Here is a 14,813-nt window from a genome sequence, read left to right as displayed (position 1 = left end):
TCAGTCGAAGATGTGCTTGAAACGGCGTTCGGCGAGACGGCTGCAGCCCATCACGATCGCCACGTTGGCGATCAGCAGCAGCACGGCAATGCTCGCGCCCAACGGCCAGTTCAGGGTGCCGAGGAACTCGTCGTAGGCGGCCGTGGCGACGACCTTCAGACGTCGTCCGCCGATCAGCGCGGGCGTGGCGAATGCGGAGGCCGAAAGCGCGAACACGATGATCGAACCCGAGAGCACGCCCGGCATGATCTGCGGCAGGATCACGCGGCGGAACACGCGCAGTGGCGAGGCGCCGAGCGAGCGCCCGGCCCATTCCACCTGCGGATCGAGCTTTTGCAGCGTCGCCCAGACCGACATCACCATGAACGGCACGAGCACGTGTGTGAGCGCGATGATGGTGCCCGTCATGGTAAAGACGAGGCGAATGGGCTCGTCAGTGATGTGGAGTGCCTGCAGCGCGTTGTTGAGCACGCCGTTATTGCCCAGCAGGATTTGCCAGCCGAGCGTTCGCACCACCACCGAGATCAGCAGCGGCCCGAGCACGATCAGCAGGCAAACCGACTGCCAGGGTCTGCGCATGCGCGCGAGCACCAGCGTTTCGGGCACGCCCAGCACGACGGAAAGCAGCGTGACGGCGAATGCGAGTCCGGCAGTGCGCAGGAAGATTTCGCCGTAGTAGGGATCGCTCAGGATCTCCAGGTAATTGGTGACGGTCCAGCCGCGTTGCACACCCGCGATGTCGCTGAAAACATGAAACGAGAGCACGAAGGTGAGCAGGAGCGGCACCAGCAGCAGCGCGAGAAAAAGCAGCAGCGCAGGGGCGGAGAGCAGCCACGGCGCGGCGCCCGCGCGCGAGTCGTCAAGCGTTGCCATGGGTGCCCTCCCGCGTGAGCACGCGCAGATCGTCGTCGGTCCAGGCGAGTCCCACTTCGTGGCCTTCCTCCGGCGGCGGTGCGCCGTGGTTGGGCTGTGCGACGTGGAGCTTGCCGAGTGAGGTTTCCACCGCGAGCAGCCATTGATTGCCGACGAACACGCGCGTCGTCACACGCCCTCTGAGGCGCGCGTCGCCGTTGGCCAGATGCACTTTTTCGGGGCGGATGTACACGTTCACGGCGCCCGCCACCTCGCGGCCTTCATGGGGCACGTGCAGCATCGTTCCGCCGACCTCGACCTCGGCGCAGCGCGGATTGCGGCGCAGCACTTCGCCAGCGAGCGTATTAGTGCGGCCAAGGAAGGTGGAAGCGAAGGGTGTGGCCGGGCGCTCGTAAGCGTCGAACGGCGTGCTCAGCTGCGCGATGGTGCCGCGGTGCATGACGGCGATGCGGTCGCTCATCGTCATCGCTTCCACCTGGTCGTGCGTGACGAGCAGGGTCGTGATGCCAAGGCGTTTCTGGATCGCGCGCAGTTCGATATGCATCTCTTCGCGCAGCTTGGCGTCGAGGTTCGACATCGGCTCGTCGAGCAGCAAGAGTTCGGGCTGCATCGCAAGGGCGCGGGCGATCGCCACGCGCTGGCGCTGGCCGCCCGACAGCTCCTTCGGGTAGCGCGCGTCGAGTCCGCGCAGACGCACGAGTTCGAGCGCCTCGGCAATGCGCTCCGCGCGTTGCGCACGCTTCATTTTCTGCATCTCGAGACCGAAGCCCACGTTGCCGGCCACGGTCATGTGCGGAAAGAGCGCATAGCTTTGGAACACCACGCCGATGCCGCGCTTCTCCGGCCGTTCGTTTGTGATGTCGCGGCCGTCCAGCATGATGCGGCCCGTGCTCGGCGTGACGAAGCCCGCGATCATCTGCAGCGTGGTCGTCTTGCCGCAACCCGAGGGACCGAGCAGCGAGAGAAACTCGCCGCGCTCGACCGAGAGGTCGAGCTGCTCGATCGCCGTGAAGTCGCCGTAGCGCTTCGAGATGCCTTGCAGGGTGAGGAAGCTCATGAGCGTCGGTCCTCGCTGTGCGTTGGGTGCGGGGCGGAGAGCGCGCGCATCAGCGCTCGACCGAACGGTTCCAGCGCTCGGTCCACTCGGTGCGATGCTCGTTGATGGTGGTCCAGTCCATCGCCGTGAGCTTCGCGATCTGGTCAGGACCGTAAGGCACGCGCGCGGCCACTTCAGGCGTGAGCTTGACGTTCTTGTTGACGGGGCCGAGGCCGATGTCCGCCGCCTGCTGCGCCTGCACCTCGGGGCTCAACAGGAACTGGATGAACTGCTGCGAGAGCTGCGGCTGGGCGTTCTGCGCAATGGAGCACGCGGCCACCTGCAGCGCCACGCCGCCTTCCTTCGGGTAGATGAACTTGAGCGGGAAGCCGGTGTTTTGCAGCGCCACCGCGCGGCCGCTGCCGTAAGGCGCGATGATCACGTCGCCGGACTGCATGAGGCCGTCCATTTCGCCGGGCGTGGGTGCCCACGAAAGCACGTTGGGCGCGACCTGCTTCGTCATGGCCTTGAAGCCGGGGTCGATGTCCTTCTCGCCGCCGCCGTTCAGGCGCGCGAGCATCACGAGCGTATGCAGGCCGTAAGTGTTGGTGATGGGCGGCACGCCGAGCTTGCCCTTCACGCGCGCGTCTTCGAGCGACTTCCACGAATCGGGCGCGGGCAGGCCGAGCTTTTTGAACGCCCGTTCGTTATAGCCGATGCCGGTCGCCACCATGCCCACGCCCACGGCGGTCGGGCCGATGTGCGCGAGCGGATAGAGGTCCTTCATGACCGGGGCGTCGTCGAGCTTGCCGCACAGGCCGAGTTGCATCGCCTGATACATCGGGCCGTCGTCCATCACGGCGACGTTGATCTGCTCGTGGCCCTTTTGGGCCTGGAGCTTGGCGAGCGTGTCGCTCGAATTGCCCGCTACGTACACGATCTTGACGTCATGCGCCTTTTCGAACGCCGGGATGATCTTCTGACGATAGAGCTGCTCGTTGGAGCCGCCGACGTTGGCGACATACAGCGTGGTTTCGGCCTGGGCGAGCGAGGCCGCGGCGAGCGTGCCGGCGACGGCAAGTGCGACGAATGCGGCTTTGGGAGGGAAGGTTGAACGACGGCGCATCGCGGCTCTCATGACGACGATCTCCATTCGAATGTGGGGAGCGGCGAACCGGACAGTGCGCCGATGCATCGCAGTCTGTGCCGGGCTGGCCATATCGTCCAATACGAATAAAATGCCAACCTATACGGGAATGATATGGACCAGGGTTACGCCCTGGCGCACGAATCAGGGTTAAGCCCAGGGGAGATCACCTTGAATCTGAAGCACGTCGAGGCGTTTCGCGCAGTGATGGTGTCAGGCTCGATGACGGCCGCCGCGAAGGCGCTCTACACCTCCCAGCCCAACGTGAGCCGCCTGATCGGGCAACTGGAGCGCGAGACCGGGCTTACGCTGTTTCAGCGCGTGGGCATCCGCCTGATTCCCACGAGCGAGGGCAATGCGTTTTTTCGCGAAGTCGAGCGCGCGTACGTGGGCCTGCAGGGACTCAGTAACGCCGCCGCGCAAATCCGCAATCTCGGCAGCGGGCGTTTGCGCATTGCCGCCATGCCATCCGCGGGGCTCACGCTCGTGCCACACGCCATCGACAAGTTTCGCCGCCTCTTTCCGGGCGTGACGGTCTCGCTGCACGTGAATACGTCGGGCACGGTGAACCACTGGACCGGTTCGCAGTTCTGCGATCTGGGTGTGGCGGTGTACATCAGCGAAGCGTCGAACTGCGAGGTCGAACTGCTTTCGAAGGTTGCGGCCGTCTGCGTGATGCCTGCCACGCATGCGCTCGCGAAAAAGGCCACGATCCGGCCTGCCGACCTGGAAGGTGAATCGTTCATCTCGCTGTGCCACGGCGACGGCACGCGTACGCAAATGGACGAAGTGTTCCAGCGTGCGGGTGTAGAGCGCGTGCTCGCCATCGAGGCCCAGTACACGGCGATCTGTTGCGAGATGGTCCGCTGCGGCATGGGCGTGACGCTCGCGCATCCCATCGTCGCGCGCGATTTCGCGGGGCCGGACATCGCGATCCGGCCGTTCTCGCCGGCGGTGCTGTTCCCCACATACCTGCTGTTTCCGCCGAATCGGCCGCGCGAGCGTCTCGTGGCCGAATTCGTCGAGGTGCTTCGCGAGCACCACGACGGTTTGATTGCGCAGATGAAAACCGCCGATCGCGAGCCCGCGCGCAAACGCGCGAAGAAAGCGGCGGCTTGACGGTGGCTTGAGGCGCGCGCTCAGGCGTTGCTCTTCGCGCCGCGCTTCTTCGGCGCCGCGCGCTCCACGAGATGTTCGACCATGCGCTGCGCCGCGGGCTGAAGCGTGTCGAACGCACGAAAGCAGACGATGAAACGCCGCCGCGCCCAGGCGTCGGTGAGGGGAATGGTGTGCACGTCCATGATGCGCCGGTAGGTGTTGCTCACCTCCTGGGGCACGACGCTGATGCCGAGATTGGCGGCCACCACGCGAAACGCAGCGTCGAGCGTCGAGACCACCGCGCGATAGGCGACCGTGCGCCCGCCGCGCGCCGCCGACTGCCGCAGCATCGTATGCACGGCCGTGGAGGTCGGCAGGCCCACGTGCTCGTAATCGAGCGTTTCCTCGAAGGCAATCGTACGGCGTTTCGCGAGCGGGTGCTCGGGATGCACGGCGAGCACCAGCCGGTCTTCGCGCCAGGGGCGCGATTGCAGCCCCCCGAGATCAACGTTGTCCCAGCACACGCCTAGCGAGGCCGCGCCGTCGCGCACACGTTCCACGAGTTCGTGCGAGGTACGCTCTTCCACGTTCACGCGAATGTTCTTGTAGGCAGGCAAGCGCATGAACGACGCGAGATCGTCGAGCAGGGCCTCGGCGATCGCGGAGGCCGAGGCGCACACGCTCACGCTGCCCGAGAGGCCGCTGCCGAGCGCGGCGACGTCGCTGGCCGCGCGCTCGAGCGTGAAGATCACGCTGCGCGCGTGTTCGAGCAGAGCGACGCCTGCCGCTGTGGGTTGCACGCCGCGGCGCGAGCGCGTGAGCAGTGGCACGCCGAATTCAGTTTCGAGCTGGGCGATGCGCTTGCTGATGGCCGAGGGCTCGATGTGTTCCTCGCGCGCCGCGCGCCCCATGTTGCCGTACTCGCACACGCTCACGAGAAGGCGAAGGGTCTTGAGGTCGATGTCGTGCACGGTGTCTCCTTGCCGCGTTTTCTGTGTTTCCGAATTGGAATCTTGAGACTTCCAAAATACCGCTTTATGTATTTTGCGGAATGCCTAAAGTTAGCACATCGCTGGAGACAAAAACGGAGACACCCTCATGCCCCCATTACCTCAATGGGCCCGGACGCGTGCCGTGATACGCGAGGTCGGCCTGCGCGACGGCCTGCAGAGCATCCAGACGGTGCTGCCGACCGAGCACAAGATCGAATGGATCCGCGCGGCGCACGAAGCCGGACAGCGCGAGATGGAGGTGGGTTCGTTCGTGCCCGCGCGCCTCCTGCCGCAACTCGCGGATACGGCGGAACTCGTCGCTTACGCAAAGACGCTGCCGGACCTCTTCGTCTCGGTGCTAGTGCCGAACCTGAAGGGCGCCGAGCGAGCGCTGGACGCGCAAGCGGACCTGCTGCTCGTGCCCCTTTCCGCTAGTGAGGCGCATAGCCTCGCGAACCTGCGCAAGACGCCCGATGAAGTCGTGGCCGAAGTGGCGCGCATCCGCGCCGCGCGTGACGCGAGCGGCGCGAAGACGCTGATCGAAGGCGGCATCGGCACGGCGTTCGGCTGCACGCTGCAAGGGCGCGTCGAACCCGCCGAGGTGCTGCGCTGCATGCAGGCGCTGCTCGACGCGGGCGCGGACCGCGTGAGCCTCGCCGACACCGTGGGCTACGCCAATCCCGCCGCCGTGCGCGAACTCTTCGAGGCCGCGCGCGAGATCGCGGGTGAGCGGCTGTGCTGCGCGCATTTTCACGACACGCGCGGCCTCGCGCTCGCCAACGTCTATGCGGCGCTGGAGGCGGGCGTCACGCGCTTCGACGCCACGCTCGGCGGCATCGGCGGCTGTCCGCATGCGCCGGGCGCGAGCGGCAATGCATCGAGCGAAGACCTCGCGTTCATGCTCGCCGACATGGGCATCGATACCGGCATCGACATCGAACGGCTGCTGGCGCTGCGCACGCGCGTGGCCCAGTGGCTGGCGGGCGAAACGCTGCACGGCACGCTCTGGCGCGCCGGCCTGCCGAAGACCTTTGGCGCAATTGCACAGCACGTCTGACTAGTTTGAGATCCTTATGAATACGCAAAACCGTTTGCCGCTCGAAGGCGTGCGCGTCGTCGAATTCACGCACATGGTCATGGGCCCAACCTGCGGGATGATCCTCGCGGACCTGGGCGCCGAAGTCATCAAGATCGAACCGCCCGGCGGCGACAAGACGCGCAACTTGCCGGGTCTCGGCATCGGCTTTTTCCGCTCGTTCAACCGCAACAAGAAGAGCGTGATGCTCGACATCAACACCGAGTCGGGCCGTGCGGCAGCCGTCGAGCTGATCGGCGAGTGCGACGTGATGCTCGAAAACTTCCGTCCCGGCCTGATGGAAAAGTTCGGCCTCGATTACGTCACGCTCTCGCAGCGGTACCCGCGCCTCATTTACGTCTCGCACAAGGGCTTTTTGCCCGGCCCTTATGAAAAGCGTCTCGCGCTCGACGAAGTCGTGCAGATGATGGGCGGCCTCTCGTATATGACCGGGCCTGCGGGGCGGCCGCTGCGCGCGGGGACATCGGTGAACGACATCATGGGTGGCATGTTCGGTGCGATCGGCGTGCTGGCCGCGCTGCGCGAGCGCGACGCGACCGGGCGCGGCCAGGAGGTGCAGAGCGCGTTGTTCGAGAACTGCGTGTTCCTGAGCGCGCAGCACATGCAGCAGTACGCCATGACGCACGAAGCGCCGCCGCCCATGCCTTCGCGCGTGTCGGCGTGGAGCGTGTACGACGTGTTCACGCTTGCCGAAGGCGAACAGCTCTTCATCGGCGCGGTGAGCGACAAGCAGTTCGTGACGCTGTGCGACGTGATCGGCTGCCCGCAGCTCGCCGACGAGCCGCACTTCGCGAACAACGCGCTGCGCGTGGCGGTGCGGCCCGAACTGCTCGAGCGTCTCGGCGCCGTGCTCGCCACGCAGCAGGTGGCCGAACTCATGCCGCGTCTCGAAGCGGCCGGCATTCCGTACGCGCCGATCGTGCGCCCCGACCAGTTGCTCGACGACCCGCACCTCAAGGCGAGCGGCGGACTCGTGCCGATGCAGACCGACGACGGCGGCATGACCGAAGTCGTACTGCTGCCGCTCATGATGGGCGGTCGCCGTCCCGGCGTGCGTCAGCCGCTCGCAAAGGTGGGCGAGCATACCGAAGAGGTGCTGGCGGGCCTGAAGTCACACGCAGCGCCCTGAGCGAGCGGCAGACGAAGTAGAAGTAGTAGGTTCGCAGTTCCCCCGCCGGTCTGCCATATGGTTGCGCGTGCCACGAGCCGGCAGAAGCTCGCACGCGCCGCACGCTCGCGGCCCCGGCGTTCACAAGAATGACGCCCGACGAGGCGTCGTCACGGAGACAAGCATGCAACGAACCCTCGGCGCGGACGCCCCGCTCGATGCCGTCACGGCCCCACCCACAGGCAATCGCGCAGCGGCAGCGCTTTCCGCGCGGCTCGACCGCCTGCCCGCCACGCGCCAGCTCTGGATGCTGGTCATGCTGATCTCGCTGGGCGGCTTCTTCGAGGTCTACGATCTCATCTTCACGGGCTATATCGCCCCAGGCATGGCAAAAAGCGGCATGCTGCAAACCACCACGCATGCATTCTTCGGCTTCGACGGCATCGGGGCCTTCGTCGCCGCGACCTTCGCGGGGCTTTTCGTCGGCACCTTCTGCTTCGGCTGGTTGCCCGACCGATTCGGACGACGAAGCGTCTTTACTTTCTCGCTGCTCTGGTATTCGGTGGGCTCGGTGGCGATGGCGTTTCAGCATACCTCGCAGGGGCTGATCCTGTGGCGCTTCATCACCGGCATCGGCGTGGGCATCGAGATCGTCACCATCGACAGCTATGTCACGGAGCTGGTCCCGCAGCAGATGCGCGGCCGCGCCATGGCGCTGAATCAGGCGATCATGTTTGCTGCGGCGCCCATTTCGGCGCTGCTGTCGTGGTGGCTCGTGCCGCAGGCGCCGCTCGGTCTCGACGGCTGGCGCTGGGTCGTGCTCGCCGGATCGCTCGGTGCGGCGATCGTGTGGTTCGTGCGCCGCGCCGTGCCGGAAAGCCCGCGCTGGCTCGTCACGCACGGTCAAACCGAAGCGGCCGAACGGGTGATCGCGCATATGGAGCAACGCGCCTTGCGCGAAAGCGGCAAGCCCTTGCCCGAGCCTTCGCCGACGCTCGTGCTGCCCGCGCACCGGCGCGCTTCGCTCGCGGAACTCTGGAAGCCGCCGTATCGGGCGCGCCTCATCATGCTGATCGCGTTCAACCTGTGCCAGGCCGTGGGCTATTACGGCTTCGCGAACTGGGTGCCCACGCTCCTGATCGGGCAGGGCGTGACCGTCACCAAGAGCCTGCTCTATGCGGTCGTGATCGCCATTGCGCTGCCGTGCGGGCCGCTGCTCGCGATGCTTGTGGCCGATCGCATCGAGCGCAAGTGGCTCATCGTCGGTTCGGCCTTTGCGGTGTTCGTGTTCGGCTTGCTGTTCTCGCAGGCGCGCGGGCCGCTCGCGCTGATTTCGCTCGGTGTCCTGATCAGTCTGGCGGGGCAGACCATATCTGTGTGCTATCACGCTTATCAGGCCGAGCTTTTCCCCACTGCGGTGCGGTGCAGCGCTAACGGCATCGTTTATTCCGCGAGCCGCGTGGGCGCGATGATGTCGGGTTTCATCATCGCCGCGTTGCTGCGCGATTTTGGCGTGAGCGGTGTGTTCGCCGGCATCACCGTGTGCATGCTCGCGGTGATGATTTCGATCGGCGGATTCGGGCCGCGCACGAATGGCGTTCGGCTGGAAGAACTTTCGGCTTGAGTTGCCAGGCAAGGAGGCGCGCCGGCTGGCACGCCTGCGAAGGCAACGCTCAGGCTGCGGCGATCACGTCGATGCGCAGCGTCGGGCCGCCTGCTGCGATTTCGAGCAGACGATCGACGTTCGGGTGTGCGCCCGGACGGTTGCTCGCGTCGGCGGTGTGCTCGGCGAATACGGCGAGGCCATGCTCGGCGGCGTTGGAGTCGAGCGTGCCGAAAGCTTCGCGCAGATAGTGGTAGACCGCGAGCGAGCCCTGCTTGCCGGGCTTGTTTTCGATGCTCGCGGCGATGTTGCCCTGAGCGTCCACGAGATCGATGCGCTCGATGCCGTCGATGCCCGGCAGCAGTGCGAGATTGTCCTTGAAGGCGGCGCCCGGTTGAATTGCCTGAATCACTGAAAACACTCCGTTGGTTCGAAAAATGGCTTTTGTGGAGCCGTATCTTAGCTGATCGGCGCGGGCGCCGTCGGGCATCGGGCTCGATGTGGCGATTTCCTGTGAAAGGCTACTGTAAATCTCCCGTTGCCACATTTCGGACTCGAGGCCCCGTCGCGCAAGTTGATCGAAAACGCGCTAGCGCTTAGGCTCACGAATGACGAGCCGCTCGATACGCATGCGCCCGGGTGGCTCGAAGTAAGTTCCGAACCGAACCAGCCCGGCCTTCCGGAGATGGCAGACCATCGTAAAGCTCACCAGAAGCCCTGGATCGGGCTTGTCGCTGATCTCGATGTCAATCGAACGCAGACGTGGCTCGAACTTGAGCAGCGTCTTCTCCATCTGGTTGCGCAAATCGTGGACTGACGCTGGCAGGTTCTTGTAGACGTCGGTCAGGTCCGGCAATCCGAAGTCGGGCACATGCTTGAGCGCACCCGCACGCGTGTTCAGGATTCGCCCAATGTTTGCCTGGACGCTCAGGATTTCGAGCGTATTGTCATCGTGGTTTTCGAGTGCCTCGCCATTGATGTGGCCAAGCAGCATGTCATAGAGGGACGGGCCTGTCGGCATGGCGAGGGCTCCATTAGCCGGATGTTGTTTCAGTCGTGATTGCGACCGGCTGAGCGCTGTCGCACCGTCTCCGTGAGCACGCCGCCGCGGCCAAAACCGACATAGCCCGGAGGCGAGCCCTTGAGCTGCGAAACCGTGTGGGCTGCCATTCACCGGACTTCTGTGCCAGCCTTACCTTCGAGATCATTGTCTCGGAGGGCTTGTTTGGGCTGACGTCCACCCCCAAGGGTAGCGCGCTGTCGGGACTCGTGTTGCAGACGTCCCGCTCGCGCTACTGGCGCCATGCCGTGCACGGGCTGCTGTTTGCACCACTTTTCAAGGCGCAGGAACTGGCGCGACCCGCAGCCACGGAAGATCCGGCGGACGCAGGAGAAGGCGATGCCGTTACGCTGCAACCGCGCACGATCTGGCAGACCGTTGCCGACCACAGCCGCAAGATTCACGGCCGCCGTGTCGGCCTTTCGTTTTCCACGATCGCCGCCTGGATCACAACGGCTGCGATTGGCCTCTGGATCGTCGGCACGATGGCATCGGGTTTCACAAACCGCGCAACGATCGGTGCAGCGCAGGACACGCTCGCGAAACTGTCGGGAAGCGGAACTGCGTCAACGCTACTTCGACGACTATGCGCGCGCATGGGCGCAGTTCCTCAACAGCCTGCGCTGGCAGAGCGCCTCGACACTGTCTGCCACCGCCGACCAGCTCTCGCTGCTGGGCGACCCGCAACGCTCGCCGCTGGTTACGCTCATGAATGCCATCGTGTATCAGGCCGGCGCGGGCGTCACGGCGCAATCGCTTTCGGATACGCTGGTCAGCAAGGCGCAGCACCTGGTCGGCGCCGACGAGAAAGATCCGTCGAAGCGGGCACAGCCCCAGCTCGCCCCCCTCGCGAATGCATTCGGTCCGATCCTGCGGCTCAGCGGCAGCGATCCTGCGCTCGTCTTCGAGGTGAAGCATCAACTGCTGCGGGCGCTGAAGGCGGCGAGCAACCGCAAGGATGCCGACAAGCCAGCGCTCGCGCGTCGCATTGGCGAACTGCAGGGCGAGATGACGGTACTCGACCCGGCACGCGCACTGGCGCTGGCCCAATAAGGCGCGCGGGATCCGTGCGGCGGCCATCGGAAAGCGTGGCCTGGTGCATGCGAGCCCGACACTGACCGGCACCTGAAACCTGTAGATGAGGGAAGAGCATGGATTTCGGTCTGATTTGTACTGCGAATTAAAAACAGGAAGTATTGCGATGGACAATCCGATTCTGCGCTACTACGAAGCCCAGATGCGCTATCTGCACGAATCCGGCAAGGAGTTCGCGAAGGCGCATCCCGACCGGGCGCGCCTGCTCAATCTGGATCGCGTGGGCGATCGCGATCCGTACGTCGAGCGTCTGCACGAGGGCTTTGCTTTTCTGACCGGCCGCCTGCAGCAGAAGCTCGACGACGAATTGCCGGAACTGACAGAAGGGCTCGTGAGCCTGCTATGGCCACATTATCTGCGGATGATGCCGTCGCTGTCGGTCGTCGAGCTGATTCCGCTGCGGGAGAAACTCCAGAGGACTGAAATGGTGCCGGTGGGTGTGCCGGTGCGTTCCGCGCCCATCAGTATGCCGTTCGCCGCGGGCGCCGAGGGTACGACGGCCCGCACCGTGCAATGCCTTTACCGGACCACCCAGTCAGTGACGCTGCAGCCGCTCACTATCACGCATGCCGGACCGTCGGTGCGGCACGACGGCCGCTCGGTCATCCGGCTGGGGTTCGAGCTCCATCATTCAGCGCGGCGCGAAGAAACCGACCTGTCGCGCGTGCGCCTGCACCTGAACGCCGATCTGCCAGTGGCGTTTTCCATGCACCTCGCGCTTACACGCCAGGTCGACTCGATCCTTTGGCGTATCCCGGAACTGCGCGACGGCGAAGCGCTGCCGCTGTCTGGCGTCACGCTGGAGCCCGCGGGTTTTTCACCCGAAGAGCGGCTGTGGCCCAAGGCCGACGCGGCGTTCTCGGGATACCAGCTCCTGCTCGAATATTTTTCTTTCAGGGAAAAGTTCCTTTTCGTCGATCTGTGTGGACTCGACGTGGCCAGGTTGCCCGCGGGAACGACACGCTTCGAGCTGGAATTCGTCCTGAGGGAGGCCTACCCGTCTGACCAGCGTTTCAGCCGTGACAACGTGCGACTGTTCTGCTCGCCGGTCATCAATCTCTTCGAACTCGACGCCGAGCCCATCGAGATCAACCACCACGAGACGGAATACCGTGTCGTGCCGGGGGGCCATCAGGGTGAACACGTCGAAACGTATGCAGTCGATGCGATCGAGGCCTTCGACCATGTGACGGCAGAGCGCTACGAATACGTCCCGTTTGCCACGTTCCGGCATCGCGGGGGCATGCTGCGTCACGAGGCGCCGGAGCGGTATTTCCACGCGCGGGTGCGCCCCGGCATGTCGGGACTACATGATACGTGGGTCGTCCTGGGTGGACACGCCTGGGAGACGATGGAGACGTTGCCGGAAGAAAGCCTCTCGCTGCGCGTGACCGGCACCAACGGGATGCTGCCGCGCAAGGGGCTGCGCGAGGCGAGTCTCAGTGAACTCGCCACGAGCACGCCGAACGTCGCCGGCGTGCGCAACCTCGTCGCGCCGACGCTGCCGCTCTATCCCCCGACGGATGACCGGTTTCAGTGGCGGGTTTTATCTCATCTGGCGCCCAACTTCCTGTCGCTGATGGATGCGGAGGTGCTGCGCGGCGCGCTCGGCCTCTACGACTGGACCGACGACGAACTGAACCGGCGGCGCCTGGACGGCATCCTCTGGGTTTCGGAGGAACTACTCGAGGAGGTTTCGGGCGGCTCGGTCGAGCGTGGCGTGCTGATCGAGGTTACGCTCGATTCCCATGCGTTCGCGGGTGAGGGCGACGTGATGCTGTTCGGCGAACTGCTGCACCGGTTCTTCGCGCTGTACGCGGAAATCAACCTGTTCACGAAACTTTCGATCGTAAGCCTGCCATCGCAGACCCGCACAGTATGGCCGCGCAGCAAGGCAGAGCGCTCCCCGCTATGAAGCCAGAGGAGTTTCCCAATCTCGAGCCCCTGGTTGCGTCGCTGCTGGCCCGCGCGCCCCGGATGAACTTCATGCAGTTGTGCCGCCTGCTCGAGGTGAGCGTGCCGGATCGAGCGGGCTTGGGCACGCGCGACACGCCCGAGCACGAACCCGTGCGGTTCGGGTCGTGGCCGCGCGTCGGATTTCCTGCGGGCGAAGTCGCCGCGGTCGACTTCGGCGACGCGGCAGATGAAACCGCGCGGTCGGTGCGGCCCACCGTGCGCACGACCTTCATGGGTCTGTACGGCGTCGACTCGGCGGTGCCGCCGCACATGATCGACGACATCGTCCTGCGCGAGGAGGGGCATGAGGCGGTCGAGTCGTTTCTCGACCGGTTCGATCACCGCTTCGTCACGATGCTGTACCGCGCATGGAAGAAGTACCGCTATCCGGAGAGTTTCCGGCCGGGCGGGACCGACGCTCATTCACGCAACCTGCTGAGCCTGGTCGGATTTGGCTGGGGCGGCAAGCCCGGGCGCGCGGGCTTGCCTGATTGCCGCATGCTGGCGCTGCTGGGCCTGCTATGCCTGAAGACCCGCACGCCAGAGGGCCTTGCGGGAGTGATTGCGCTGGCCGTTCCGGGCGTGGATGTGCGCGCCGACGAGTTTTTCCCGGTGTACGCCCGTCCCGGCCAACCGAGGCCGCTGGGCTCACGTCCTCCGGCGCAGGAATCGGGGAGCGGCGCCCAGCAGGGACTGGGTGGGGGCTACGTGCTGGGCAGGCGGCTGGCCTGGCGTGGTCGTGCGGTTCGGGTGACGCTGCGTCCCGCCAACGCACAACAGGCACACGATCTCCTGCCGGGGGCGTGGATGAACCGTGAACTGCTCGCATTCGTGCGCCTTTACGTGGGTGTGAAGGCCGACGTTCATCTGCGCATGCAGGTGTCGTCGCGGATCGCGCCTTTGCCGGCCATCGGCACGATTGGCACTATCAGCACGGCATCGGCCACGCCAGCGCCGCGTCTTGGCTGGACCACGGTGCTGCCTGCCGGGGAAGAGCGCACGATTACCATTCCGCTAGGTGTGACCGAGGCGTTCCCCGCACCGGCGCCCAATCCTTACCTGAGTCCGAAACGCACATAACCGGGGAAACCATGATGTCTATCCGCCTGGCCATTGCCACTGTTGCATCTGCCTTTCTGCTGTCGGCCTGCGGGGCCTGGCAGGCCGTGTCAGACACGTCGTCGAGTGCCTGGCACGCCGTGTTCTACAAACAGGTCAAGGTACTCAACGTCGATCTGTCCGCGCGCGAGGCCCTGAATCCGGACGATGCCGGCCGGCCGACATCGGTCGCGGTACGCATCTACCAGCTCAGGGACCGCAAGCTGTTCGATGGCGCATCCTATGACGATCTCCTGAAAAACGACCGCACGGTACTCGCGCAGGACCTGCAGGACGGCATGGCCGCTGCGTTGAACCCGGGGGCGTCCGCGAGTCTCTCGCAGCCGATGAAAGCCGACACGAAGTACGTGGCCATCGTCGCGTTCTACCGAAACCCGGGTAACGGCAACGGCTGGAAATACGTGATCGAGAAAACGAAGCTCGACGCCGATAAGCCGCTGAACCTCCAACTCGTCGACCAGCTTCTGCTCGCCGCAGACGACTCGTCCCGGAAAGCCTCACAGTGAGATCAGCGATAGCCGGGTGTCGTTCAATATTCCTGAGATGAAGAAATCATTGCCCGAGCTGTTCGTCGAACTCGACGCGCTGGACCGCGACGCACCTCCACAAAAGGCAACGCAGTAACGCCGC

The 14,813-nt window shown here is 65.1% G+C and carries 15 protein-coding genes; 8 read left to right on the top strand and 7 right to left on the bottom strand.

Annotated elements, in window-relative coordinates; genetic code table 11:
- From AB4Y43_RS02285 to AB4Y43_RS02275, 3 genes are read right to left on the bottom strand one after another with little or no spacing between them, the layout of a single operon-like run.
- On the bottom strand, positions 1-873 hold the full coding sequence (locus AB4Y43_RS02285; protein WP_368618659.1) for an ABC transporter permease: 873 nt from the start codon (positions 871-873) through the stop codon (positions 1-3).
- Positions 860-1,930 (bottom strand): ABC transporter ATP-binding protein, encoded by a 1,071-nt coding sequence (locus tag AB4Y43_RS02280; RefSeq protein ID WP_368602571.1) that lies wholly within the window; start codon positions 1,928-1,930, stop codon positions 860-862. Before AB4Y43_RS02280 ends, AB4Y43_RS02285 begins: the two co-directional genes overlap by 14 nt.
- 49 nt (positions 1,931-1,979) lie before the next feature.
- Positions 1,980-3,047 carry an ABC transporter substrate-binding protein gene (locus AB4Y43_RS02275; protein ID WP_342948887.1) on the bottom strand — a complete coding sequence of 356 codons (1,068 nt, stop codon included), beginning with the start codon at positions 3,045-3,047 and terminating at the stop codon, positions 1,980-1,982.
- Positions 3,048-3,227: 180 nt separating this feature from the next.
- On the opposite strand from AB4Y43_RS02275, the gene AB4Y43_RS02270 reads away from it, so the two are divergent.
- The gene (locus AB4Y43_RS02270; RefSeq protein ID WP_069263667.1) at positions 3,228-4,175 is read left to right on the top strand and encodes a LysR substrate-binding domain-containing protein; all 948 of its coding nucleotides are present in this window, start codon (positions 3,228-3,230) and stop codon (positions 4,173-4,175) included.
- Positions 4,176-4,195: 20 nt separating this feature from the next.
- Here the strand turns inward: AB4Y43_RS02270 and AB4Y43_RS02265 are convergent, their stop codons facing one another.
- Positions 4,196-5,125, bottom strand: coding sequence for a LysR family transcriptional regulator (locus AB4Y43_RS02265; protein WP_368726936.1), 930 nt, complete (start codon positions 5,123-5,125; stop codon positions 4,196-4,198).
- A 127-nt stretch (positions 5,126-5,252) separates the two neighbouring features.
- Between AB4Y43_RS02265 and AB4Y43_RS02260 the strand changes: the two genes are divergently transcribed.
- The 3 genes from AB4Y43_RS02260 to AB4Y43_RS02250 all read left to right on the top strand — a co-directional run bounded on the left by AB4Y43_RS02260 (position 5,253) and on the right by AB4Y43_RS02250 (position 8,974).
- Positions 5,253-6,203 (top strand): hydroxymethylglutaryl-CoA lyase, encoded by a 951-nt coding sequence (locus tag AB4Y43_RS02260; RefSeq protein ID WP_368726935.1) that lies wholly within the window; start codon positions 5,253-5,255, stop codon positions 6,201-6,203.
- 16 nt (positions 6,204-6,219) lie between these two features.
- Positions 6,220-7,371 (top strand): CaiB/BaiF CoA transferase family protein, encoded by a 1,152-nt coding sequence (locus tag AB4Y43_RS02255; RefSeq protein ID WP_368726934.1) that lies wholly within the window; start codon positions 6,220-6,222, stop codon positions 7,369-7,371.
- A 163-nt stretch (positions 7,372-7,534) separates the two neighbouring features.
- Positions 7,535-8,974 carry an MFS transporter gene (locus AB4Y43_RS02250; protein ID WP_368726933.1) on the top strand — a complete coding sequence of 480 codons (1,440 nt, stop codon included), beginning with the start codon at positions 7,535-7,537 and terminating at the stop codon, positions 8,972-8,974.
- 49 nt (positions 8,975-9,023) lie between these two features.
- On the opposite strand, the gene AB4Y43_RS02245 is transcribed toward AB4Y43_RS02250, so the two are convergent.
- The 3 genes from AB4Y43_RS02245 to AB4Y43_RS02235 form a co-directional block, all read right to left on the bottom strand.
- Positions 9,024-9,362 carry a DUF2322 family protein gene (locus AB4Y43_RS02245; RefSeq protein WP_368727040.1) on the bottom strand — a complete coding sequence of 113 codons (339 nt, stop codon included), beginning with the start codon at positions 9,360-9,362 and terminating at the stop codon, positions 9,024-9,026.
- A 180-nt stretch (positions 9,363-9,542) separates the two neighbouring features.
- Entirely contained in the window at positions 9,543-9,974 is a 432-nt protein-coding gene (tssE, locus tag AB4Y43_RS02240; protein WP_342948882.1) for a type VI secretion system baseplate subunit TssE, read from the bottom strand.
- Between the two features lie 29 nt (positions 9,975-10,003).
- Positions 10,004-10,123, bottom strand: a complete 120-nt coding sequence (locus tag AB4Y43_RS02235) for an AAA family ATPase (RefSeq protein ID WP_368726932.1) — start codon at positions 10,121-10,123, stop codon at positions 10,004-10,006.
- Positions 10,124-10,256: 133 nt separating this feature from the next.
- On the opposite strand from AB4Y43_RS02235, the gene AB4Y43_RS02230 reads away from it, so the two are divergent.
- The 4 genes from AB4Y43_RS02230 (at position 10,257) to tssJ (ending at position 14,689) form a co-directional block, all read left to right on the top strand.
- Positions 10,257-11,066, top strand: coding sequence for an ImcF-related family protein (locus AB4Y43_RS02230; protein ID WP_368726931.1), 810 nt, complete (start codon positions 10,257-10,259; stop codon positions 11,064-11,066).
- Positions 11,067-11,208: 142 nt separating this feature from the next.
- Positions 11,209-13,023 (top strand): type VI secretion system baseplate subunit TssF, encoded by a 1,815-nt coding sequence (gene tssF, locus AB4Y43_RS02225; RefSeq protein ID WP_368727039.1) that lies wholly within the window; start codon positions 11,209-11,211, stop codon positions 13,021-13,023.
- Positions 12,987-14,144: a type VI secretion system baseplate subunit TssG gene (gene tssG / locus AB4Y43_RS02220; RefSeq protein WP_368726930.1), complete on the top strand. Its 1,158-nt coding sequence runs from the start codon at positions 12,987-12,989 to the stop codon at positions 14,142-14,144. The genes tssF and tssG overlap by 37 nt, the downstream gene beginning before the upstream one ends.
- Positions 14,145-14,158: 14 nt before the next feature.
- Positions 14,159-14,689, top strand: coding sequence for a type VI secretion system lipoprotein TssJ (tssJ, locus tag AB4Y43_RS02215; protein WP_368727038.1), 531 nt, complete (start codon positions 14,159-14,161; stop codon positions 14,687-14,689).
- Positions 14,690-14,813 lie beyond the last annotated feature (124 nt).

Source organism: Paraburkholderia sp. BR10872 (assembly GCF_040965835.1).
GTDB lineage: Bacteria > Pseudomonadota > Gammaproteobacteria > Burkholderiales > Burkholderiaceae > Paraburkholderia > Paraburkholderia nodosa_A.
The sequence above is the reverse complement of the archived record's forward strand: the minus strand, read 5'-3'. Positions and strand labels throughout refer to the sequence as shown.

Coding starts and splice junctions, on each gene's coding strand:
- AB4Y43_RS02285 (WP_368618659.1), bottom strand. CDS start 873: ATGGCAACGCTTGACGACTCGCGCGCGGGCGCCGCGCCGTGGCTGCTC.
- AB4Y43_RS02280 (WP_368602571.1), bottom strand. CDS start 1,930: ATGAGCTTCCTCACCCTGCAAGGCATCTCGAAGCGCTACGGCGACTTC.
- AB4Y43_RS02275 (WP_342948887.1), bottom strand. CDS start 3,047: ATGAGAGCCGCGATGCGCCGTCGTTCAACCTTCCCTCCCAAAGCCGCA.
- AB4Y43_RS02260 (WP_368726935.1), top strand. CDS start 5,253: ATGCCCCCATTACCTCAATGGGCCCGGACGCGTGCCGTGATACGCGAG.
- AB4Y43_RS02255 (WP_368726934.1), top strand. CDS start 6,220: ATGAATACGCAAAACCGTTTGCCGCTCGAAGGCGTGCGCGTCGTCGAA.
- AB4Y43_RS02250 (WP_368726933.1), top strand. CDS start 7,535: ATGCAACGAACCCTCGGCGCGGACGCCCCGCTCGATGCCGTCACGGCC.
- tssE (WP_342948882.1), bottom strand. CDS start 9,974: ATGCCGACAGGCCCGTCCCTCTATGACATGCTGCTTGGCCACATCAAT.
- AB4Y43_RS02235 (WP_368726932.1), bottom strand. CDS start 10,123: ATGGCAGCCCACACGGTTTCGCAGCTCAAGGGCTCGCCTCCGGGCTAT.
- AB4Y43_RS02230 (WP_368726931.1), top strand. CDS start 10,257: ATGCCGTGCACGGGCTGCTGTTTGCACCACTTTTCAAGGCGCAGGAAC.
- tssG (WP_368726930.1), top strand. CDS start 12,987: ATGGCCGCGCAGCAAGGCAGAGCGCTCCCCGCTATGAAGCCAGAGGAG.
- tssJ (WP_368727038.1), top strand. CDS start 14,159: ATGTCTATCCGCCTGGCCATTGCCACTGTTGCATCTGCCTTTCTGCTG.